At 73.6% G+C, this 21,568-nt stretch carries 20 protein-coding genes and 1 pseudogene; 5 read left to right on the top strand and 16 right to left on the bottom strand.

Features of this window, described 5'->3' with window-relative positions; translation table 11 throughout:
- Positions 1 to 9 precede the first annotated feature (9 nt).
- Complete coding sequence (locus tag AB0M97_RS20160; RefSeq protein WP_365962270.1) at positions 10 to 276, top strand: protealysin inhibitor emfourin; 267 nt, start codon at positions 10 to 12, stop codon at positions 274 to 276.
- A gap of 54 nt (positions 277 to 330) precedes the next feature.
- On the opposite strand, the gene era is transcribed toward AB0M97_RS20160, so the two are convergent.
- Complete coding sequence (gene era, locus AB0M97_RS20165; protein ID WP_365962272.1) at positions 331 to 1,290, bottom strand: GTPase Era; 960 nt, start codon at positions 1,288 to 1,290, stop codon at positions 331 to 333.
- Between the two features lie 198 nt (positions 1,291 to 1,488).
- Here era and AB0M97_RS20170 point away from each other — a divergent pair.
- Together AB0M97_RS20170 and AB0M97_RS20175 are read left to right on the top strand one after the other, a co-directional pair.
- Positions 1,489 to 1,670: pseudogene (locus AB0M97_RS20170) on the top strand (ammonia channel protein); the annotation flags it as partial.
- Complete coding sequence (locus AB0M97_RS20175) at positions 1,667 to 2,005, top strand: P-II family nitrogen regulator (RefSeq protein ID WP_365962273.1); 339 nt, start codon at positions 1,667 to 1,669, stop codon at positions 2,003 to 2,005. The pseudogene AB0M97_RS20170 and the gene AB0M97_RS20175, both read left to right, overlap by 4 nt.
- 52 nt (positions 2,006 to 2,057) lie before the next feature.
- On the opposite strand, the gene AB0M97_RS20180 is transcribed toward AB0M97_RS20175, so the two are convergent.
- The 7 genes from AB0M97_RS20180 to AB0M97_RS20210 form a co-directional block, all read right to left on the bottom strand.
- Positions 2,058 to 2,411 carry a cytidine deaminase gene (locus AB0M97_RS20180; RefSeq protein WP_365962274.1) on the bottom strand — a complete coding sequence of 118 codons (354 nt, stop codon included), beginning with the start codon at positions 2,409 to 2,411 and terminating at the stop codon, positions 2,058 to 2,060.
- Between the two features lie 34 nt (positions 2,412 to 2,445).
- The gene (locus AB0M97_RS20185) at positions 2,446 to 2,805 is read right to left on the bottom strand and encodes an MmcQ/YjbR family DNA-binding protein (RefSeq protein ID WP_365962275.1); all 360 of its coding nucleotides are present in this window, start codon (positions 2,803 to 2,805) and stop codon (positions 2,446 to 2,448) included.
- Positions 2,802 to 4,094, bottom strand: coding sequence for a hemolysin family protein (locus AB0M97_RS20190; protein WP_365962277.1), 1,293 nt, complete (start codon positions 4,092 to 4,094; stop codon positions 2,802 to 2,804). Before AB0M97_RS20190 ends, AB0M97_RS20185 begins: the two co-directional genes overlap by 4 nt.
- Positions 4,091 to 4,588 carry an rRNA maturation RNase YbeY gene (gene ybeY / locus AB0M97_RS20195; RefSeq protein WP_365962278.1) on the bottom strand — a complete coding sequence of 166 codons (498 nt, stop codon included), beginning with the start codon at positions 4,586 to 4,588 and terminating at the stop codon, positions 4,091 to 4,093. The genes AB0M97_RS20190 and ybeY overlap by 4 nt, the downstream gene beginning before the upstream one ends.
- A gap of 12 nt (positions 4,589 to 4,600) precedes the next feature.
- Positions 4,601 to 6,748 (bottom strand): PhoH family protein, encoded by a 2,148-nt coding sequence (locus AB0M97_RS20200; protein WP_365962279.1) that lies wholly within the window; start codon positions 6,746 to 6,748, stop codon positions 4,601 to 4,603.
- Between the two features lie 155 nt (positions 6,749 to 6,903).
- Complete coding sequence (locus tag AB0M97_RS20205) at positions 6,904 to 8,025, bottom strand: PfkB family carbohydrate kinase (RefSeq protein WP_365962280.1); 1,122 nt, start codon at positions 8,023 to 8,025, stop codon at positions 6,904 to 6,906.
- Positions 8,026 to 8,177: 152 nt separating this feature from the next.
- On the bottom strand, positions 8,178 to 9,473 hold the full coding sequence (locus AB0M97_RS20210) for a glucarate dehydratase family protein (protein ID WP_365962281.1): 1,296 nt from the start codon (positions 9,471 to 9,473) through the stop codon (positions 8,178 to 8,180).
- 172 nt (positions 9,474 to 9,645) lie between these two features.
- Between AB0M97_RS20210 and AB0M97_RS20215 the strand changes: the two genes are divergently transcribed.
- Complete coding sequence (locus tag AB0M97_RS20215) at positions 9,646 to 10,431, top strand: IclR family transcriptional regulator (RefSeq protein WP_365962282.1); 786 nt, start codon at positions 9,646 to 9,648, stop codon at positions 10,429 to 10,431.
- 252 nt (positions 10,432 to 10,683) lie between these two features.
- A complete protein-coding gene (locus tag AB0M97_RS20220; RefSeq protein WP_365962283.1) occupies positions 10,684 to 12,003 on the top strand; it encodes an MFS transporter in 1,320 nt (439 codons plus the stop codon).
- Positions 12,004 to 12,073: 70 nt separating this feature from the next.
- Here the strand turns inward: AB0M97_RS20220 and AB0M97_RS20225 are convergent, their stop codons facing one another.
- The 8 genes from AB0M97_RS20225 to hrcA form a co-directional block, all read right to left on the bottom strand.
- Positions 12,074 to 12,979, bottom strand: coding sequence for a ribonuclease Z (locus tag AB0M97_RS20225; RefSeq protein ID WP_365962284.1), 906 nt, complete (start codon positions 12,977 to 12,979; stop codon positions 12,074 to 12,076).
- A 5-nt stretch (positions 12,980 to 12,984) separates the two neighbouring features.
- Complete coding sequence (locus AB0M97_RS20230) at positions 12,985 to 13,338, bottom strand: histidine triad nucleotide-binding protein (RefSeq protein ID WP_365962285.1); 354 nt, start codon at positions 13,336 to 13,338, stop codon at positions 12,985 to 12,987.
- Positions 13,339 to 13,446: 108 nt separating this feature from the next.
- Positions 13,447 to 16,662, bottom strand: coding sequence for a PDZ domain-containing protein (locus AB0M97_RS20235; RefSeq protein ID WP_365962286.1), 3,216 nt, complete (start codon positions 16,660 to 16,662; stop codon positions 13,447 to 13,449).
- Between the two features lie 80 nt (positions 16,663 to 16,742).
- Positions 16,743 to 17,309, bottom strand: a complete 567-nt coding sequence (locus AB0M97_RS20240) for a hypothetical protein (protein ID WP_365962287.1) — start codon at positions 17,307 to 17,309, stop codon at positions 16,743 to 16,745.
- 81 nt (positions 17,310 to 17,390) lie between these two features.
- Positions 17,391 to 18,131, bottom strand: coding sequence for a 16S rRNA (uracil(1498)-N(3))-methyltransferase (locus AB0M97_RS20245; protein ID WP_365962288.1), 741 nt, complete (start codon positions 18,129 to 18,131; stop codon positions 17,391 to 17,393).
- The gene (locus AB0M97_RS20250; RefSeq protein ID WP_365962289.1) at positions 18,128 to 19,198 is read right to left on the bottom strand and encodes a nitronate monooxygenase; all 1,071 of its coding nucleotides are present in this window, start codon (positions 19,196 to 19,198) and stop codon (positions 18,128 to 18,130) included. Before AB0M97_RS20250 ends, AB0M97_RS20245 begins: the two co-directional genes overlap by 4 nt.
- A gap of 145 nt (positions 19,199 to 19,343) precedes the next feature.
- A complete protein-coding gene (gene dnaJ, locus AB0M97_RS20255; RefSeq protein ID WP_365962290.1) occupies positions 19,344 to 20,480 on the bottom strand; it encodes a molecular chaperone DnaJ in 1,137 nt (378 codons plus the stop codon).
- Positions 20,481 to 21,497, bottom strand: coding sequence for a heat-inducible transcriptional repressor HrcA (hrcA, locus tag AB0M97_RS20260; protein WP_365962291.1), 1,017 nt, complete (start codon positions 21,495 to 21,497; stop codon positions 20,481 to 20,483). It abuts the gene before it with no gap.
- Positions 21,498 to 21,568 lie beyond the last annotated feature (71 nt).

A 21,568-nucleotide genomic window follows, 5' to 3' on the forward strand; every position in this document is an offset into this window, starting at 1 on the left:
CAGAGTCCCATGCGAATTCAGGTGAGGCGCACGGGCGGCTTCGCGGGCATCGAGCGCCGGGCCGAGGTGGACACCTCGGGACGCGACGACGCGCACGAGTGGCGGGCCCTGGCCGAGCGGGCGGTGGCCGCCGGCCGGGGCACACCGCCGGCCGGCGTGCCGGACGGCTTCGGTTACCGGATCACGGTGGACGGCGAAACGGTGTACTGCGCCGACCCCGGGCTGACGGAGGATCAGCGGGCGCTGATCACGCGGGTGCTGAAGGAGGGGGCGTGACCCACCGGCCCTGGGCACCCGCCGGCCCTGCGGCGCGGCGGGCCGCCCCCGGTGTCAGAAGCCCAGCCTGCGCAGCTGCTTGGGGTCCCGCTGCCAGTCCTTGGCGACCTTCACGTGCAGGTCCAGGAAGACCGGCGTGCCCAGCAGGGCCTCGATCTGCTTGCGGGACTTGATGCCGACGTCCTTCAGACGCTTGCCCTTGGGGCCGATGACGATGCCCTTCTGACTGGGGCGCTCGATGAAGAGGTTGGCGTGGATGTCCAGCAGCGGCTTGTCCGCGGGACGGTCCTCGCGCGGCAGCATCTCCTCCACGACCACCGCGATGGAGTGCGGCAGCTCGTCGCGCACCCCCTCCAGGGCCGCCTCGCGGATCAGCTCGGCCACCATGACCTGCTCGGGCTCGTCCGTGAGGTCGCCCTCCGGGTAGAGCGCGGGGCCCTCCGGCATGAGCGGGATCAGCAGGTCGGCCAGCAGGTCGACCTGCTTACCCGCGGTCGCCGACACCGGGACGATCTCCGCCCAGGTGATGCCGAGTTCCTTGCCCAGCTGGTCGACCGCGATGAGCTGCTCGGCGAGGGCCTTGGAGTCCACCAGGTCCGTCTTGGTGACGACGGCGACCTTCGGCGTCCTGCGGACGTCGGCCAGCTCCTTGGCGATGAAGCGGTCGCCGGGGCCGATCTTCTGGTCGGCGGGCAGGCAGAAGCCGATCACGTCGACCTCGGCCCACGTCGTGCGGACCACGTCGTTCAGCCGCTCTCCCAGCAGCGTGCGCGGCTTGTGCAGGCCGGGGGTGTCGACCAGGATCAGCTGCGCGTCGGGCCGGTGCACGATGCCGCGCACCGTGTGCCGGGTCGTCTGCGGGCGGTTGGACGTGATGGCCACCTTCTGCCCGACCAGAGCGTTCGTGAGGGTGGACTTGCCCGCGTTGGGGCGGCCCACGAAACAGGCGAAGCCCGCCCTGTGGACGGCCTCCGGCGATTCCGACGGCCCGGATGACTGGCTGCGAACGCTCATGGCGCCCATTCTCCCTGATCCACAAGCCCTCGCCGCACACGCGTGCCCACCGGCCGCCGCGGTGAGGTCCCGGAACCCCCGGCGCCCTGCGGAACGCCCCCGGAACACGGCCGTACACGAGCGGAACCGAGAGGCGGTGACGCTCGTGCGGGTCGGTGTCCCAGCTCGGCGCGCCCGCCGCCGGCCTCGCGGCCGGTGTGGGGCATCGGCAGGCTCATCGACCGGGCGATGGGCTTCCGGGCGAGCGAGGAGCAGGAGCACACCGGCCTGGACCTTACGGTGCACGCCGAGACGGCCTACGATCACGGGGTCCTCGGGCACGGCGCCCAGGTCTCCCGTCCGTCCTCCCCACCGCCCAGAAGGTCACCTCGCAGGCATGAAGCTCATCACCGCGATCGTCAAGCCGTTCCGGCTGGACGAGGTCAGGACCGCCCTGCAGGACATCGGCGTGCACGGCCTGACCGTCTCCGAGGCCAGCGGCTACGGCCGGCAGCGCGGCCACACCGAGGTGTACCGCGGCGCCGAGTACCAGGTCGACCTGGTGCCCAAGGTGCGCATCGAGGTGGTCGTGGAGGACGCGGACGCCGACACCGTCATCGACACCGTCGTGAAGGCCGCGCGGACCGGCAAGATCGGCGACGGCAAGGTGTGGGCGCTGCCCGTCGACACGGTCGTCCGGGTCCGCACCGGGGAGCGCGGGCCGGACGCGCTGTAGGCGGCGCCCGGCTCCCCGTCTCCGCAGGCGGCTCCCCGGCCCTTCCCGGGTGTCAGCCCGCGGTGACCGTGGCGCGGACCGTGCCGTCCGGGCCCGCCAGCAGCACCGGCGTCCCCGGGCCGCCGAGGTCGCGCACGGCCGCCAGGTCCGCGTCCGACGCCGACCCGGCCTCGGTGACCACGGCCGCCGCCTCCAGCGACTTCGCGCCCGACGCCACCGCCATCGCCACCGCGGTCTGCAGGGCGCTGAGCTTCAGGGAGTCCAGGGCGACGGTTCCCGCGACGTACGTCCGGCCGGTCTCGTCGCGCACGGCGGCGCCCTCCGGCACACCGTTGCGGGCCCGCGCGGAGCGGGCCAGGGTGACGATCTTGCGGTCCTCGGGGTCGAGCGCGTTGCTGTCGGTCATGACCTTGAGCATACGGAGCACGGCGCGGGCCCGGTCAGGGGCGGTCCAGGCGCAGCCGGCCGGCGCGCGGCAGGCCCGCCACGACCAGGTCGTAGGAGTCCTCGATCAGCTCGCGCACCAGCCGGTCGGGAAGCCCGGCGTCGACCGTGACCGTGTTCCAGTGCCGCTTGTTCATGTGCCACCCGGGGACGATCAGGCCCTCGTGCTCGGCGCGCAGCCGGATCGCGTCGTCCGGGTCGCACTTGAGGTTGACCGTCAGGGGCCGCGCGCCCAGGTTCGTCAGGGCGAACATCTTGCCGTGCACTTTGAAGACGGAGGTCTCCGGGTTGAACGGGAAGTCCTCCACGGCCGCGTTGCAGGACAGGCAGAAGGCGCGCAGTTCCTCGGGGGTCACTCGGGCTTGTCCTCCTCGTCCCCGGCCGGTTCCGCCAGCACCGTGACGATCTTGTTGCGGCGGCCGGCGGCGGCCTCCGCGGTCAGCCGCAGCCCGCGGCCGTCCGGCAGCTCGACCACGGACGAGGCGCCCGCGATCGGGACGCGGCCGAGGGCCTTGGCGAGCAGGCCGCCCACCGTCTCCACGTCCTCGTCGTCGAACTCCTCCAGGCCGTACAGCTCGCCGAGGTCGCCGATGCCGAGGCGGGCGGTGACGCGGAAGCGCTCCTTGCCGAGGTCCTCGACGGGCGGCAGCTCCCGGTCGTACTCGTCGGTGATCTCGCCGACGATCTCCTCCAGGATGTCCTCGATGGTGACGATGCCGGCCGTGCCGCCGTACTCGTCGATGACGACGGCGACGTGGTTGCGCTCTTTCTGCATCTCGCGCAGCAGGTCGCCGGCGTTCTTGGTGTCGGGCACGAACACCGCCGGGCGCATCGCCGTGGACACCAGATCGCCCTCCGCCTCCCGGCTGATGTGCGTCTTGCGGACCAGGTCCTTCAGGTAGACGATCCCGACGATGTCGTCCTCGCTCTCGCCGGACACCGGTATGCGGGAGAAACCGGAGCGCAGGGCGAGGGTGAGGGCCTGGCGGATGGTCTTGTACCGCTCGATCACGACGAGGTCGGTGCGCGGGACCATCACCTCCCTGACGAGGGTGTCGCCCAGTTCGAAGACCGAGTGCACCATGCGGCGCTCCTCGTCCTCGATGAGGGACTCGGCCTCGGCCAGGTCGACCATCGCCCGCAGCTCCGCCTCGGACGCGAACGGGCCGCGGCGGAAGCCCTTGCCGGGGGTGAGGGCGTTGCCGATGAGGATCAGCAGCGACGGGATCGGCCCCATCACGCGGGCGAGCGGCAGCAGCACGTACGCCGCGGCCGTCGCCGTGATCAGCGGGTGCTGGCGGCCGATGGTGCGCGGGGAGACGCCGACCGCGACGTACGACACCAGGACCATGACGCCGATCGCGGCGAGCAGCGCCTGCCAGGTGGTGTCGACCTCCCTGAGGCAGGCGTGCGTGACCAGCGCGGCGGCGGCCATCTCGCAGGCGACGCGGACCAGCAGCGCCACGTTCAGATAGCGCGTCGGGTCCGCGGCGACCTGCGCGAGCCTGGCGCTGCCGCGCCGGCCGGAGCGTACGGCCTCCTCGGCGCGGAAGCTGGAAACCCGTGCCAGGCCCGCCTCCGCGCACGCGGCGAGCCACGCGACGACCACCAGGGCGATCGCCCCGGAAACGAGCGGGAGGCTCATGAGACGGTCGGGGCCGGGGACGGGCCGGTCAGGCCCCTCTCCGCACGCCAGCCGTCCACGATGGCGGCCTGCAGGTTGAACATCTCGGCCTTCTCGTCCGGCTCGTCGTGGTCGTAGCCCAGCAGGTGCAGCACACCGTGCACGGTGAGCAGCTGGAGCTCCTCGTCCATGGTGTGCTGCGTCGGCGCCTCGGCGCCCTGCCTGGCGGCGACCTCGGGGCACAGCACGATGTCGCCGAGCAGGCCCTGCGGCGGCTCGTCGTCGTCCTTCGACGGCGGGCGCAGCTCGTCCATCGGGAAGGACATGACGTCCGTGGGGCCGGGCAGGTCCATCCACTGGATGTGCAGCTGCTCCATCGCGTCGGCGTCCACGACGATCACCGAGAGCTCGGACAGCGGGTGGATGCGCATCCGCGCGAGCGCGTAGCGGGCGATGTCGAGGATCGCCTGCTCGTCGACCTCGGTGCCGGACTCGTTGTTGACGTCGATCGACATGGTCGTGCTGGTCTACTTCCCCTTGTGCCCGCGCCCGGACGTGCCGCGGCCCTTGTGCGTGCCGTTCTCGGTGCCGTGCCTGTCGTCGTACTTCTCGTACGCGTCGACGATACGGCCCACCAGCTTGTGCCGGACGACGTCGTGGGAGGACAGCCGGGAGAAGTGCACGTCGTCGACGCCCTCCAGGATGTCCTGCACCTGCCGCAGACCGGACTTGGTGCCGTCGGGCAGGTCGACCTGCGTCACGTCACCCGTGATCACGATCTTCGAGTCGAAGCCGAGGCGGGTGAGGAACATCTTCATCTGCTCGGGGCTGGTGTTCTGCGCCTCGTCCAGGATGATGAAGGCGTCGTTGAGCGTGTTGTGCGTGAGCAGGTAGTCCTGCGTGACGTAGAGGGAGTCCTCGGCGGCCACCTGAATGCAGACGGCCTCCTCGCGGCCCGCCGGCTCGATGCTGTCGATGAACCGCGCCGGGCGCCCGCCGCCTCCCGCGGCCAGGTAGGTCTCGCGCTTGCGGGCGAGCCGGAAGGGCTCGACGCCCTCGGGGAGGCGGATGTCGACGATGTGGGCGTCGCGCGGGTGGGCCGCGTCCCGTCCGCCCGCGCGACCGGGCTCCTCCGCGGTCCGGCGACGCGTGTGGGCGACGCCGCCGAGGGACCGGACGAGCGAGATCACGTCGTCACGCAGCGGGATCGATGTCGTCGCGTACTGGATGCGGCAGGTGCGGTCCTTGTGTGTCACCAGGTCGCCATCGGAATCGAGCAGACCCTGCAGGACGGCCAGGCGGACGTCGGCGGAGTTGTACAGGTAGTCGTCCGGGACGGACTTGGTGTGCGAGCGCGTGCCCAGCAGGTCGAGCTCGCGCAGCACCCGGGTGACCGGGTTCTCCGGCGTCACCACGTCCCCTGGGGACGTGACCCTGGTCGGTCCATGGTCCGGGCCTCCCCCGTGCCGTACGACACCGGCGGGCAGCGCCGATTCGAGCGCCACGGCCGGTTCCGCGTCCGACGTCGGGAACGACGGTGTCGTGGAGCCCGTCAGGCAGCCGTCGCCGAGCAGCAGCCCCAGCGCGTAGGGGTCCATCGGGACCTCGCGCTCGGGGAAGCACACGGGAGCGGTGAGCAGCGGCAGCTCGTACCTGCGGCCGCGCGCGGCTCGCAGGTCGCCGATCATCTCCCGGGTCTCCAGGACCCGCCACGGCCTGTCGCGGCGCTCGTCCGAGGCGGTGCGCACCGTCCACAGGTGTTCCCCGCAGCACAGGGTCCAGGAGCCGTCCTGGGCGGTGACCCGGTAGATGTCCTTCTCGCCCTGCGGGTAGACCCCGAGGACCGGGGTGGGCTCGCCGTTCGAGCCGATGACCAGGTCACCGACCTGGAGGTCACCGATGGGGCGCCAACCGTCCGGGGTCAGGACGTCGGTGAAGACCGGCTGGGCCCTGCCGCGCATATAGGCCAGCGGCGCCACCTCGATCGTGCCCGCTGCCATCAGGCGGGGGATCGAGTCCGGGTCGAGCATGTCGTGCAGGGCGTCGTACAGCGGGCGCAGGTACGGGTCGATCTTCTCGTACAGCGTGCCGGGGAGGAAGCCGAGGCGTTCGCCGGCCTCCACCGCGGGGCGGGTGAGGATGATGCGGTTGACCTGCTTGGACTGCAGGGCCTGGACCGCCTTGGCCATCGCCAGGTAGGTCTTGCCGGTGCCGGCGGGGCCGATGCCGAAGACGATGGTGTGCTTGTCGATCGCGTCCACGTAGCGCTTCTGGTTGAGCGTCTTGGGGCGGATCGTGCGGCCGCGCGAGGACAGGATGTTCTGTGTGAGCACTTCGGCCGGGGTTTCCTCGCCGTCGCTCTCCCCGTTCTCGCTCGCCTTGAGCATGGCGATCGAGCGTTCCACTGCGTCCTCCGTCATCGGCTGCCCGGTGCGGAGCACCAGCATCATCTCGTCGAACACGCGCTGAATGAGGGCGACCTCCGCCGGGTCGCCGGTCGCGCTGATCTCGTTGCCCCGGACGTGGATGTCGGCCGCCGGGAAGGCCTTCTCGATCACGCGCAGAAGGGAGTCGCCGGAACCCAGGACGGTCACCATGGGGTGCTGGGCGGGCACGGTGAACTGTGCTGTGGCCTGCTCCTGCGCGGGAGTGTGAGCTGAGGGTGTCTGAGTCATGGGCCGGCGCTGAAGGCCTGCGGTTCCTCCTCTTCACGGCCGCGCAGCTGAGAGCGGCCTCGCGTCTTCAAGGGTACGACGGAGCACTGACAACCCCGTAGGACTTTTCGGGAGGCGTGCGTCCGGTCGCCGCCGGGCCCGGGGTGAGCCGGCGCTCAGACCGGATTGCGGAAGCCGATCGTCGGGACCGCGCGGCGCAGCGGCCAGGGCCTGGCCACCTCCTCGGGGAGCAGGTCCGCGAGGAACGCGTAGCGGCGCAGCGCGGCCGGGTCCTGGGCGTCGACCGACTGCACCTTGCGCCACCAGGCGGCGATCTCCGACCAGCCGGGCGCGGAGAGCGAGCCGCCGAACTCCTGCACGGACAGCGCGGCGGTGAGCCCCGCGAAGGCGAGGCGGTCGGCGAGCGGCCAGCCCGCCAGGGAGCCGGTGACGAATCCGGCCACGAAGACGTCCCCGGCGCCGGTCGGGTCGAGGGCCTCCACGGCGATGGCGGGGACGTCGGCGGTCTCCCCGGTGCGCCGGTCCACGGCGTACGCGCCCTCCGCGCCGAGGGTGACGACGGCCACCGGCACGTGCTCGGTGAGGGCGTGGGCGGCGGCGCGCGGGCCGTCGGCGCCCGTGTAGCGCATCGCCTCGGCGGCGTTCGGCAGGAAGGCCTCGCAGTGCGCGAGGTCGGTGAGCCCGGCCAGGTCCCAGGCGCCGGTGTCGTCCCAGCCGACGTCGGCGAAGACGCGGCAGCCCGTGGCGGCGGCCTGCGCGATCCAGGGGGCGCTCGTGCCGGGCGTGAGGGAGGCGATGGCGGCACGCGCGCGGGGCGGGCAGTCGGGGGCGGGTTCCTCGGGGGGCGGTTCGTGGCCGTGGGAGACCATGGTGCGCTCGCCCTCGTACGCCATGGAGACCGTGACCGGCGAGTGCCAGCAGGGCACCGTGCGCGACGGGGTGAGGTCGATGCCCTCGCCCTGCTGGAGGGTGTCCCAGCAGTAGTCGCCGTAGTGGTCGTCGCCGAAGGCCGCGGCGAGGGAGGTGCGCAGGCCGAGGCGGGCCAGCGCGGTGGCCATGTTGGCGACGCCGCCCGGGCTGGACCCCATGCCGCGTGCCCAGGACTCGGTGCCGCGCACCGGGGCGGAGTCGAGGCCGGTGAAGATGATGTCGAGGAAGACGGTGCCCGTGAGGTAGACGTCCCAGGGCGGGTCGTCCGGGGCGCGCAGGTGGGCCAGGGGGTCGACCTGGGCTCGGCAGGCGGGTCCCTCTCCGGGGGACGGGGCGGACGCGGTCACGGTGCGCTCTCCCTGACATGGTGCGGATCAGGCCAGTGTGCACCAGAGGACCGGTGAGGGGCGCCCGTGCGCGTGAGGTGGCCGGCGCGGGTCGCGGACCGGGCCGCCACGGGCACCGGCGTGGCGCGCGGGCCGGGCCCCGTGCGCCGGTCTCACCAGCGCGGGACGGCGGGGGTGACCCAGTCGGGGTGGGCGACGCGCATGGCGGCGGCGTCGTCGCGGTCGCGGAGCGTGCCGTCGTCGGCGAGCCAGCGCCGGTGGAGGAATTCCAGCCGGTCGCGGTCGAGGCGGACGCCGAGGCCGGGTGCGTCGGGCACGGCGACCCTGCCGCCGTCGAAGGTGAGGCGCTCGGTGAGGACGTCCTCGGACTGCCAGGGGTAGTGGGAGTCGCAGGCGTGGTGGAGGTTCGGGACGGTGGCGGCGACGTGGGTCATCGCGGCGAGGCTGATCCCGAGGTGGGTGTTGGAGTGCATGGAGACGCCGACGCCGAAGGTGCGGCAGATCGCGGCGAGTTGCTGGGTGTTGCGCAGCCCGCCCCAGTAGTGCTGGTCGGAGAGGACGACCTGCACGGCGTCCTCGGTGAAGGCCTCCTTGATCTCGGCGAACGTCGTCACGCACATGTTGGTGGCGAGCGGCACGCGGGTGCGCCGGGCGACGTCGGCCATGGCCCGCGTGCCGAGGGTGGGGTCCTCGAGGTATTCGAGGACGTCACGCAGGGCGTCGGCGACCTGGACGGAGGTCTCCACGGACCAGGCGCCGTTGGGGTCGAGGCGCAGCGGGTGCCCGGGGAAGGCCTCGGCGAGGGCCCGTACGGCGGCGATCTCCTCCTCGGGCGGGAACACGCCGCCCTTGAGCTTGAAGGAGGTGAAGCCGTACCGCTCGGTGAACCGGCGGGCCTGCTCGACCACTCCGGCCGGGTCGAGGGCGGCGCCCCAGTCGTCCCGCTCGGCGGGGACGCCCGCCGGGTGGCCGGCCCATTTGTAGAACAGGTAGGCGCTGTACTCGACGGCGTCGCGGACCTTGCCGCCGAGCAGTGCGTGCACGGGCAGGCCGAGGGCCTGGCCGAGGGCGTCCAGGCAGGCGACCTCGAAGGCGGAGACGACGGACAGGCGCAGTTTGCCGGCGGTCTGGACGCCGCGCAGCCCGCCGACGTCGAGGGCGTCGTGCACCCGGGAGTCGTCCACGGCGACCTGCCCGGCGAGGGTGAACAGGCCGTTGAGGTCGGTGATCCGGCGGCCTGTGAGCTGCTCGGCACAGGGCCGGGCGAGTTCGAGGTATTTCGTGTCGCCGTAGGTCTCGCCGAGGCCGGTGATGCCGTCGGCGGTGACGACCTCGACGATCAGCCGGGGCGTGTACGGCTGGTGCACGCCCTGGGTGTTCAGCAGCGGCGGGTCGGCGACCAGGATCGGCGTCAGCCGTACGTCGGTGATGGTGAGGTCGCGGGTCACGGGGCGGCTCCTGCGGGTTCGGGTCCGGCGGCGGGGACGGCCTGATCGGCGGGGCGGGAGCCGGCGACGATGCCTGTCTCCCCATGTAGACGATATCCACGTATGGAGATGGAGGTTAGGGAGACGAACGACGAGCGTCAATGGCCCGGCGTGCCCCGTTTACGATCGGCGCATGTCGGAGACAGGGGGCGTGCGCGAGGTGAAGTCCGCGGCGCGGACGGTCGAGCTGCTGGAGGTGCTGGCGGCGCGCGGCGACCGCCCGGCGCGGCTCCAGGAGCTGGCGGACGAGCTCGGGGTGCCGCGCAGTTCGATGTACGCGCTGCTGCAGACGCTGATCGCGCGCGGCTGGGTCCGCACGGACGTCACCGGCTCCCTGTACGGCATCGGCATCCGCGCCCTGCTCACCGGCACCGGCTACCTGGACTCCGATCCGCGCGTGCGGCTGGTGCGGCCGTTCCTGGACGAGGCGTCCGAGGCGCTGGGCGAGACGATCCACCTGGGCCGGCTGGACGGCCGGGACGTGGCCTACCTGGCGACCCGGGAGTCGCACGAGTACGTGCGCACGCTCAGCCGCGTGGGGCGCCGGCTGCCCGCGCACGTGGGCGCGCTGGGCAAGGCGCTGCTGGCGGAGCGGCCCGACGAGGACCTGCCCGAGGGCCCCTACGAGGCGCTGACACCGAACTCGCACACCGACCGGGCCGCACTGCTGGCGGATCTCGCCGGGGTGCGGTCGCGGGGCTACTCCGTGGACCGCGAGGAGGGCGTCCCCGGCATCGTCGGCTTCGGCTTCGCGCTGCGCTACGACGTGTCCGCGCGGGACGCCATCAGCTGCTCGGTGCCGGTGGACCGGCTGACCGGCGAGCACGAGACCCGGATCGTCGCGGTGATGCGGGAGATCCGGGCGAGGATCGAGGCGACGGCACCGGCCGGGGGCACCGCGGCGGCGCAGTGGCGCTAGGGCCGGCCCCGGCGGGAATGCGCGGCAGGCAGCCGGGGCCGATCACGGCCTGAAACGATCGCCGGTCCCGGAAAAGGCGTGCATCTACCCGGCTTCTAGGAACCCAAACGCAAGAGTGATCCAGATCACATCTCCTTGTCTCGCTTGCACCGATACGTGCTTGATACAAATTGGCCCGCGCGTTCCTGTCCGTCGACGGTCGGCGCCCCCTCCCCCATCGAACGCTTCCTTTCTCATGCCCCGGGAACGCCCGTGTCCGCCCCTCGCACCACACCCTGGCCCCTCGTCGCCCTTTTCACGGCCGGGTACCTCGCCCCGTACCTCCTCCCGACCACCGTCGGCAGGCTCGACTCGGGACTTCCGCTCTCCGCGACGCAGTCCGGCGCCATCGGCAGTGCCCTGCTGCTGAGTTCGGCGACGGCCGGCTTCCTGTGGGCGTCCCGCGTCGAACGGATCGGCCCGCGCACCCTGGCCCGCGCCGGGCTCGCCCTCGCCGTCCTCGGCCACGGCACCGCCGCGCTCACCACCGCCGTACCGGCCGTCGTCGCCGGAGCGGTCATCGGCGGGTTCGGCTCGGGCACCGCCACCACGGTCGCCGCCACCGGCATCGCCGGGCAGCGCGATCCGCACCGGACGACCACGCTCGGCCTGCTCAGCGTCTCCGCGCTGGCCGGCGCCGTGTATCTGACGGTGCCGCACCTCGGCCCCGGGCACGGGCTGCCGCTCGCGGCGATCGCCCTCACCGCGCTCGTCGTGTGGCCGCTGACCGGCGGGCTCCCGACCCGCACCGCCCCGGCCCACACCCACGTGAGCACGGCCGGGCTCCCCCACCCGCGCGCCGGTGCCGTCCTCGCCGCCGCGATGGTGTGCTGGTCCCTCGCGCAGAACTCCCTGTGGGGCGTCAGCGGCCGGATCGGCCTGACGCAGGCGCACCTCGGCGAGACCACCGTCGGCGCGGTGTTCGCGGTGGCGCTCGGCGCCGGGCTGATCGGCGTGCTGGCGGCGGGCGCGCTCGGCACGCGGCTGGGCCGGGCGGTGCCGGTCGGCGGCGGGACGGTCGTCATCGCGGGGTGCATCGTGCTCAGCGCCTCCGCGACCGACCTGGGCAGCTTCGCGGCGGGCGAGATCGCCTGGAACACCTTCTACCCGGTGGTGCTGACGTACCTCATCGGCCTCGCCGCCACCCTCGACCCGCGCGGCCGCTGGGCGGTGCTCGTCGGCTCGGCGTCCTCGCTCGGCACCGCGGCCGGGCCGCTGGTGGGCAGCGCGCTGTCGGCGCGGGCCGGCTTCACCGGCATGGGCCTGGTCCTCGCGGCCGGACTGCTGGTGGTCGCCGTGCCGATGACCGCGGTGGCGCTGTTCGCCGGGCGGCTGCCGCAGCCGGCCGAGCCGGTCCCGGCCGGTCAGGTGCCGGTCGTGGACATCCCGGTCGCCGAGCACGCCGACGACACGCAGACCACGCTCGCCGACATCCCGGTCGTGGAGTTCCCCGTCGACGCCCAGGCCGTGCCCGCCCAGCGCGAGTACGGCACGGCGGCGGCCACGACCGCCCCGGGCGCCGCCAACGGCTGACGGCCACGGGTGGGGCGTACGGCTGACGACCCCCGCGCCGGGCGTCGCCGCGCCGTACGGGCGGGGCCCTTCACCGGCGTTGGGGAACCGGTACCCGCAGGAGGTCGTGCGCCACGGTCAGCTCGCCCTCGAACCCGGCGGCCCTGGCCTGCCGTTCGAACTCCGCCGGTTCGCTGTAGCGCTGGCTGAAGTGGGTGAGCACCAGGTGCCGTACGCCCGCGTCCCGCGCCGCGCGCGCCGCCTGCCCGGCGGTGAGGTGGCCGTGCTCCACCGCGAGGCCGGTGTCCTCGTCCAGGAACGTCGACTCGATGACGAGCATGTCGCAGCCGTCGGCCAGCGCGTGCACCCCGTCGCACAGCCGGGTGTCCATGACGAACGCGAACCGCTGCCCGCGCCGCACCTCGCTCACGTCCTCCAGCATCACCCCGCCGAGCACGCCCTCCCGCTGGAGCCGGCCCACGTCCGGCCCTTCGATGCCGTGCGCGGCGAGCCGTTCGGGCAGCATGCGGCGGCCGTCGGGCTCGGTCAGCCGGTAGCCGTAGGACTCGACGGGGTGGGAGAGCCTGCGTGCCTCCAGCGTGTAGCCGGGGGTGGTGGCGAGGACGCCGTCGGCGGCGGCCGGGACCTCGGTCAGCGGCACGGTCTCGCGGTAGGCGGTGGCGTACCGGAGCCGGTCGAAGAAGCGCTTGCCCGAGCGCGGGTAGTGGGCGGTGATCTCGTGCGGCACCCGGTCGAGGTTGATGCGCTGGATGACGCCCGCGAGGCCCAGGCTGTGGTCGCCGTGGAAATGGGTGACGCAGATCCGGTTCAGGTCGTGGGCGGCGACCCCGGCGCGCAGCATCTGGCGCTGTGTGCCCTCACCGGGGTCGAACAGGATGCCCTCGCCGTCCCAGCGCAGCAGATAGCCGTTGTGGTTGCGGTGCCGGGTCGGGACCTGGCTGGCGGTGCCGAGGACCACCAACTCGCGTACGGACACGCCGTCTACCCCGGGGGCCAGTTCAGGCCGCGGCCGCCGAGGACGTGGGCGTGGGTGTGCCAGACCGTCTGGCCGGCGCCGCTGCCGGTGTTGAAGACGATGCGGTAGCTGTCGAGCTTCTCGTCGTCGGCGACGGCCTGGGTCTCGCGCAGGACGTCGGCGGCGACCTCGGGGGCTCCGGCGGCGAGGGCGGCGGCGTCCCGGTAGTGCGCCTTGGGGATGACCAGGACGTGGGTCGGGGCCTGGGGGTTGATGTCCCGGAAGGCGACCGTGGTCTGCGTCTCGCGCACGACGGTCGCCGGGATCTGCCCCGCGACGATTTTGCAGAACAGGCAGTCGTCCTGCGGTTCCCCTGCCATGTGCCCTCCGGCGGTCGATCGGATACGTGGGCATCGTAGCGTCGCGGGACGAGGGCGGGCGGGGGCCGGTCACCCGGGCCGCGCGACCCGCCCCCTCTCCTCCCCGGACTACGGCAGGCTCGGCGGCGTCTTGGCCGGGGTGGCCTCCAGCGCCTCCAGCGCCAGCCGGATCGCCGCGTCCAGCTGGGGGTCGCGGCCCGCCGCATGGTCCTGGGGCCGCTGCGGGACCTCCACGTCCGGGTCGACGCCGTGGTTCTCCACGCCCCACCCGTAACCCTCCAGCCAGAACGCGTACTTCGGCTGGGTGATCAGCGTGCCGTCGACCAGGCGGTAGCGGCTGTCGATGCCGACGACGCCGCCCCACGTGCGCGTGCCGACGACCGGCCCGATGCCGAGCGCCTTGATCGCCGCGTTGACTATGTCGCCGTCGGAGCCGGAGAACTCGTTGGCGACGGCGACGACCGGCCCGCGCGGCGCGTCCTGCGGATAGCTGTAGGGCCGCATGCCGCGCGGCGAGGCCCAGCCGACGACGCGCCGCGCCAGCTTCTCCACGACCAGCTGCGAGGTGTGGCCGCCGCGGTTCTCGCGGACGTCGACGACCAGGCCCTCGCGGGCGATCTCCACCCGCAGGTCGCGGTGGATCTGCGCCCAGCCGGGCGCCTGCATGTCCGGGACGTGCAGATAGCCGAGCCGCCCGCCCGACGTGTCGTGGACGTAGGCGCGCCGGTCGGCGACCCAGGCGTGGTAGCGCAGCGGTTCCTCGTCGTCCAGCGGGACGACGACCGCGTGCCGGGGCTCGCCTCCGCCGGACGGCAGCACGGTCAGCTCCACGGGCTTGCCCGCGGTGCCGACGAGCAGCGGTCCCGGGCCGGTCACCGGGTCGACGGGCTGCCCGGCGACGGCGACGATCGCGTCCCCGGCGCGGACGGCGACGCCGGGCGCGGCGAGCGGGGAGCGCGCGTCCGGGTCGGAGGTCTCCGACGGCAGGATGCGGTCGATGCGCCAGGTGCCGTCCTCGTCGCGGGAGAGGTCCGCGCCGAGCAGACCCTGCCGGGGGCCGCCGCCGAAGCCGCCGCGCGGGGTGACGTAGGCGTGCGAGGTGCCGAGTTCGCCGTGCACCTCCCACAGCAGGTCGACCAGGTCGTCGTGGGTGGCGACGCGGTCGAGGACGGGCCGGTAGCGGTCCAGGACGCCGGTCCAGTCGACGCCGTTCATGTCGGACCGCCAGAAGTGGTCCCGCATGATGCGGCCGGTCTCCTCGTACATCTGCCGCCACTCGGCCGCCGGGTCGATCAGGTGGCGTACGCGGGACAGGTCGACGGTGATGTTGGTGTCGCTGTCGTCGTCGCCGGAGGCGCGCCGGTCGCTGGGGACGACCTTGAGCCGGCTGTCCGTCCACAGCAGGACGCGCTTGCCGTCGCCGCTGACCTCGAAGTGGTCGGCGTCGACGGCGAGGTGCTCGACGCGCTGCTGGGCGAGGTCGTAGCGCTCCAGCTCGGTGTGCGGGTCGGGGTCGTCGGGTGTGGCGCGGGAGTGGCCGAGGAGGCCGTGCACCGGGTGCCGCAGCCACAGCAAGCCGTCCTTCGCGGCGCGCAGGTTGGAGTAGCGGGCGGCCTCGACGGGGAAGGGCACGATGCGGTCGGCGAGGCCGTCGAGGTCGATGCGGGTGGCGGGGGCGCCCTCGCTGTCGGGGGTCTCGTCGCGGTCCGGCGCGTCGAAGGGGCGGCCGTGCCGCTGCGGCCCGAACGGGGACGGCGTGGTCGCCGCGAGGGTGATCAGGTACGGGCGGACGCCCTCCACGAAGGCCAGGTCGAAGACGTGCTCGTCGTAGACCGGGTCGAAGGAGCGCGCCGACAGGAAGGCGAGGTGCTTGCCGTCCAGGGTGAAGGCGGGCGCGTAGTCCTGGAAGCGCAGCGGGGTCGCCTCGGTGACGGACAGGTCGGTGGTGTGGGCGAGCTTGAGCTGACACAGCGGGCGCGGCCCGGGGTGCGACCAGGCGAGCCAGGCGGAGTCCGGCGAGAACACCAGCCCGGAGGCGTCGCCGTGCTCGCTGCGGTCGACCTCGCGGACCTCGCCGGTCTCCCGCTCGACGAGCAGCACCCGGCCGTCGTGCGAGGCGACGGCGGCGCGGCTGCCGTCGGGTGCCATGGCGAGCGCGAGGACGCGGCCGAGCTGTCCGGCGGCGAGCCGGCGCGGGGTGGCGCCGGGCGCGAGGCCGGTGGCGGGCGCGAACTCCAGGGCGTCGTCGCCCTCGGCGTCGGTCACCCACACCGCCCACTCCTCGCCGTCGGCGCGGAAGGCGCGCGGCAGCCGGGCGCGTACGCCGGGCCGCGCGGCGAGCGCGCGGGCGGGCCCGGAGCGGTGGGTGACCCAGTGCACGGAACCGCGTACGCAGACGGCGCTGCCGCGCGCGGTGTGGTCGGGGGAGGCCGCGCCGAACCAGCGGGCGGCGTTGACGGGGAACGGGGCGAGGTCGACGCGCTGACCGCCGAGCCGGACGCCGAGGGGGCGCGGCTCGGCTCCGTCGAGGTCGTCCAGCAGCCACAATTCACCGGCGCTGGAGTACACGACGCGGCGGCCGTCGGTGGCGGCGTGCCGGGCGTAGAAGCCGTCGAGGGGCGTGTGGCGGCGCAGGTCGGAGCCGTCGGCGAGGGAGGAGTACACGGCCCCGGTGCCCTCGTGGTCGGAGAGGAACCCGATCCTGTCCCCGGTCCAGAACGGGTACTCGATGTTGCCGTCCAGGTCCTCGTGCAGCCGCACGAACTCCCCGTCGCCGTCCCGGTCGATCCACAGCTTGCCGGCCGTGCCGCCCCGGTACCGCTTCCACCAGGCGGCCTCGCGGCCCATCGGCGCGGACAGCAGCACGGTGTGCGGCCCGTGGGCGACGTCGCCGACCGGCCCGTACGGCAGGGTGGCCGCCGGTCCGCCGTCCAGGGGGACGGCGCGGGCCCAGGTGCGGCGCAGGCTGGCCTGGCCGTGGGCGGTGATCGCGAGGACCTCGCCGTCCGGGGTCCAGCCGCGCACCTGCGTCTTCCAGCTGCCCCAGTGCGTGAGGCGTCTCGCGGGGCCGCCGTCGACGGGTGCGACGTGCACCTCGGGGGCGCCGTCGCGGGTGGAGGTCCAGGCGACGGTCGTGCCGTCCGGCGAGATGCGGGGCATGGTCACCGGGGTGTTCTCGGCGCTGACCCGCCAGGCGCGTCCGCCGTCGAGAGGCGCGACCCACACGTCGTCCTCGGCCGTGAAGGCGACCAACTCGCCGTGCAGATGGGGGAACCGGAGATACGCAGGCGAGGCCGCCGGCGCTGTCGTTGCGGGCTGAGTCACCCGGTCACCCTATGCAGGGGCGGCGCCCGCGGACAGGGGTTCCGATCACTTGACCGGGACCGCGCACCCTGCTGACCGGTTCACTTCCCCTCGACGGGGTGGCAACCGGGGTCCTCGCGGCACCACACGGTCCGCGTGACGGTCACGGTGGCGGTGGGCTCCGCTCCCCCGCCGCCCGGGTCGACGACCGCGGGCGGGGCGCTGGTGGCGTCGCAGTTGCCCAGCCCGTCGACGTGGAACCACACCTTGCCGCCGACCTTGGCGGTCAGATCGCCGCGCACGCAGGCGCCGTTGACGACCCGGGTGACCTTGCCGGTGACGGTGATGTCCTTGCCGTCGCCGGTCTGGCCCTCGCAGTCGACGGTGGCGACCTCCTTCACGGTGGCGGAGGCCGAGGCCGTGCTGTCGCCGTCGTCCCCGTAGAAGGCCGTGCAGTTGAGCCACCGCACGTCCGCCTTCTGCCGCTCCAGCTCCCGGGTCACGGTCTGGTCCGTCGTGAACGCCACCGCCCCGGAGTTCAGCCCGCCCGGTTCACACGCGACGGCACCGGCCACGGCGACCACGGCGAGGCCCGCCGCAGCGCAGGCCCGCCGACGGCCCCGGACGACCGGCGTCCGCCGAATCCGCATCCGCCTCAACGCCCCCATGGAGGCAGCCTGCCATCGCGGCGCCGGTGTCGGTAGTGCGCATACGGCCACTCCCCGCGCGGGAGGTCTCCGGGCCGCCGGTCAGGACCAGCGGCCGGTGCGCCCCATCAGGAGGGCGGCGGCGGCCGTTCCGGCGGTGGAGGTGCGCAGCACGCTGCGGCCCAGGCGGTAGGCCTTCGCCCCGGCCCGCGCGAAAACCGCCAGTTCCTCGGGTGACACGCCCCCTTCGGGGCCGACGACCAGCACGATGTCGCCGGACGCGGGCAGTTCGGCGGTGGCCAGCGGCGCGTCACCGCTCTCGTGCAGTACGGCGGCGAAGGCGGCGTCCGCGAGCAGCGCGGCGACCTGCGCGGTGGTGGCGGCGTCCGCGACGTCCGGGAACCGCACGCGGCGGGACTGCTTGCCCGCCTCACGGGCGGTGGCCCGCCACTTGCCGAGCGCCTTCAGGCCGCGCTCGCCCTTCCACTGCGTGACGCAGCGGGACGCGGTCCAGGGCACGATCGCGTCGACCCCGACCTCGGTCATGGTCTCGACGGCCAGCTCGCCCCGGTCGCCCTTGGGCAGGGCCTGCACGACGGTGATGCGGGGCGCCTGCGCGGGCTCCTCAACGACCTCGCCCAGCCGCAGGACCAGCCGGTCCTTGCCCTCCGCCGCGACCACCTCGGCGTCGGCCCAGCGTCCGGCACCGTCGGTGAGGACGACGCCCTCGCCGGGCCGCAGCCGCTTGACGGAGACGGCGTGCCGCCCCTCGGGTCCGGTCAGGACGCAATGGCCGTCGGCGCCGGTGTCGAAGTGCTCGACCACGAACACCGGCGCGGTCACCGGGCGCCGCCCGACAACCGGGCGCGGGCGGCGTCGAGTTCCGCGGCGAGCACCTCCACGAGCCGGCCGGCGGGCATCTCCCGGGCCATGCGGTGCCCCTGCCCCGCCCACAGGGCCATGCCCTGCGGGTCACCGGCCTTGGCGGCGGCCTTGCGCAGCGGCGAGGTCAGGTGGTGGACCTCGGGGTAGGCGGCGGGCGCGTAGGGGCCGTGCTCGCGCAGGAAGCGGTTGACCAGCCCGCGCGCCGGGCGGCCGGAGAACGCCCGCGTCAGCTCGGTCCGTACGAACAGGGGGTTGGTCATCGCCTGCTTGTGCAGCGGGCCCGCGCCGGACTCGGGCGTGACGAGGAACGCGGTGCCGAGCTGGGCGGCGCTCGCGCCGGCCGCGAGGGCGGCGGCGATCTGGCCGCCGCGCATGATGCCGCCCGCGGCGACGACGGGGATGCCGACGGCCTCCCGGACCTGGGCGACCAGGGAGAGCAGCCCGAGTCCGGAGCCGTCCGTCTCCGGGATGTCCCGGTGGGTGCCCTGGTGGCCGCCCGCCTCCACGCCCTGCGCGATCACGCCGTCGGCGCCGGCCCGCTCCACGGCGCGGGCCTCGTCGGGGGTGGTGGCGGTGACCAGGGTGCGGGTGCCGACGCGGCGCAGGGCGTCCAGGACGTCCCGGGCGGGGCAGCCGAAGTGGAAGGAGACCACCGGCACCGGGTTGTCCAGCAGCACCGACAGCTTGGCGTCGAAGCCGTCGTCGCGGCCGCTGTCGGGGTCGCCCAGCTCGGTCTCGTACCAGCCGGCCTCACCGGCGAGCTGGTGGGCGTAGACGTCGACGGCGGCCCGGTCGGCGGACTCGGGCTGCGGGAGGAACAGGTTGACGCCGAAGGGCCGGTCCGTCAGTCCCCGCAGTTGTTTGATCTCCTGGTACATGCCGTCGGCGGTCTTGTACCCGGCAGCGAGGAAGCCGAGCCCGCCCGCCTCGGAGACGGCGGCGGCGAGCCGCGGCACGGAGACGCCGCCCGCCATGGGGGCCTGCACGATCGGGTGCGTGAAGAGATCGGTCAGCGCGGAGGACATGACGGCATGTTGTCACGTCCCGGGAGGCGACTCCGCATCGGGCCCGTCCCTTGTGAGGGACGGCGGAACGGAGCCTTCCGGCCCGCGCGCCACCGCCCGCCCACCGGCCGCCGCGGGCAGCCCCACCGGCCGCCGGGACGACGCCTCAGCGGCCGTTGAACGCGTCTTTCAGGCGCGAGAACAGCCCCTGCTGACCCGGCTGGAACTGCCCCTGGGGCCGTTCCTCGCCCCGCAGCTTGGCCAGTTCCCGCAGCAGGCGCTCCTGCTCGGGGTCGAGCTTGGTGGGCGTCTGCACCTCGACGTGGACGATCAGGTCGCCCCGGCCGCCGCCGCGCAGATGCGTCACCCCGCGGCCGTGCAGCGGGATCGACTGCCCGGACTGCGTGCCCGGACGGATGTCGACCTCCTCCAGGCCGTCGAGGGTCTCCAGCGGCACCTTCGTGCCGAGCGCCGCCGCGGTCATCGGGAGGGTGACCGTGCAGTGCAGGTCGTCGCCGCGCCGCTGGAACTGCGAGTGCGGCAGCTCGTGGATCTCCACGTACAGGTCGCCGGCCGGGCCGCCGCCGGGGCCGACCTCGCCCTCACCGGCGAGCTGGATGCGCGTGCCGTTGTCGACGCCCGCCGGGATCTTCACGGTCAGCGTGCGGCGCGAGCGGACCCGGCCGTCGCCGGCGCACTCCGGGCAGGGCGTCGGGACGACCGTGCCGAAGCCCTGGCACTGCGGGCAGGGCCGCGAGGTCATGACCTGGCCGAGGAAGGACCGGGTGACCTGGGAGACCTCACCGCGGCCCCGGCACATGTCACAGGTCTGCGCCGAGGTGCCCGGGGCGGCGCCCTCGCCGCTGCACGTGGTGCACACGACGGCCGTGTCGACCTGGATGTCCTTGGTCGTGCCGAACGCGGCCTCGTCGAGCTCGATCTCGATGCGGATCATCGCGTCCTGGCCGCGGCGGGTGCGCGAGCGCGGCCCGCGCTGCGACGCCGTGCCGAAGAACGCGTCCATGATGTCGGAGAAGTTCCCGAAGCCGCCGGCCCCGAAGCCGCCCGCGCCGGCGCCGCCGGCCTGCGAGAGCGGGTCGCCGCCGAGGTCGTAGACCTGCTTCTTCTGCGGGTCCGACAGCACCTCGTAGGCGGCGTTGATCTCCTTGAACCGCTCCTGTGTCTTGGGATCGGGGTTGACGTCCGGGTGCAGCTCGCGAGCGAGCCGCCGGAAGGCCTTCTTGATCTCTTCCTGCGACGCGTCGCGGCGCACGCCGAGAACGGCGTAATAGTCCGTGGCCACCTACGACTCCGCCAGGATCTGTCCGACGTACCGTGCCACTGCGCGTACCGCTCCCATCGTTCCCGGGTAGTCCATGCGGGTCGGTCCGACCACGCCGAGCTTGGCAACCGCCTCGCCGCCCGAACCGTAGCCGACCGACACGACGGACGTGGAGTTGAGTCCTTCGTGGGCGTTCTCGTGACCGATCCGTACGGTCACGCCCGGATCCTTCGCCTCGCCGAGCAGCTTCAGGAGCACCACCTGCTCCTCCAGCGCCTCGAGGACGGGCCGGATCGTGAGGGGGAAGTCGTGCCCGAAGCGGGTCAGATTGGCGGTGCCGCCGATCATCAGCCGCTCCTCGTTCTCCTCGACGAGCGTCTCGAGGAGGGTGGACAGCACCGTCGAGACCGTACCGCGGTCCTCCGCCTCGAAGGCCTCCGGCAGATCCTCCACCAGGGTCGGCACGTCCGTGAAACGACGGCCCGCGACCCGGCTGTTGAGCCGTGCCCGCAGGTCCGCGAGCGCCATCTCACCGAACGGCGCCGGGCAGTCCACCACCCGCTGCTCGACCCGGCCGGTGTCCGTGATCAGCACCAGCATCACCCGCGCGGGCGCGAGTGACAGCAGCTCCACGTGCCGCACGGTCGAGCGGGTCAGCGAGGGGTACTGCACGACGGCGACCTGCCGGGTGAGCTGCGCGAGCAGCCGCACCGTACGGGCCACGACGTCGTCGAGGTCGACGGCGCCCTCGAGGAAGTTCTGGATCGCGCGCCGCTCGGGCGGGCTCATCGGCTTGACGCCGGCGAGCTTGTCCACGAACAGGCGGTACCCCTTGTCGGTGGGGATGCGCCCCGCGCTGGTGTGCGGCTGCGCGATGAACCCCTCGTCCTCCAGGGCCGCCATGTCGTTGCGCACGGTGGCCGGGGAGACGCCGAGGTTGTGCCGCTCGGTGAGCGCCTTGGAACCGACGGGCTCCTCGGTGCCGACGTAGTCCTGGACGATCGCGCGCAACACCTGAAGCCTGCGTTCACTGAGCACCGCGCACACCTCCAGCTGTCGTCCGCCGCCGCCGTCCCTGGCACTCGGCTCGCGCGAGTGCCAGACTTCCC

The sequence above is a fragment of the Streptomyces sp. NPDC051207 genome (genome assembly GCF_040682395.1).
In the GTDB taxonomy this organism is placed as follows: Bacteria; Actinomycetota; Actinomycetes; order Streptomycetales; family Streptomycetaceae; genus Streptomyces.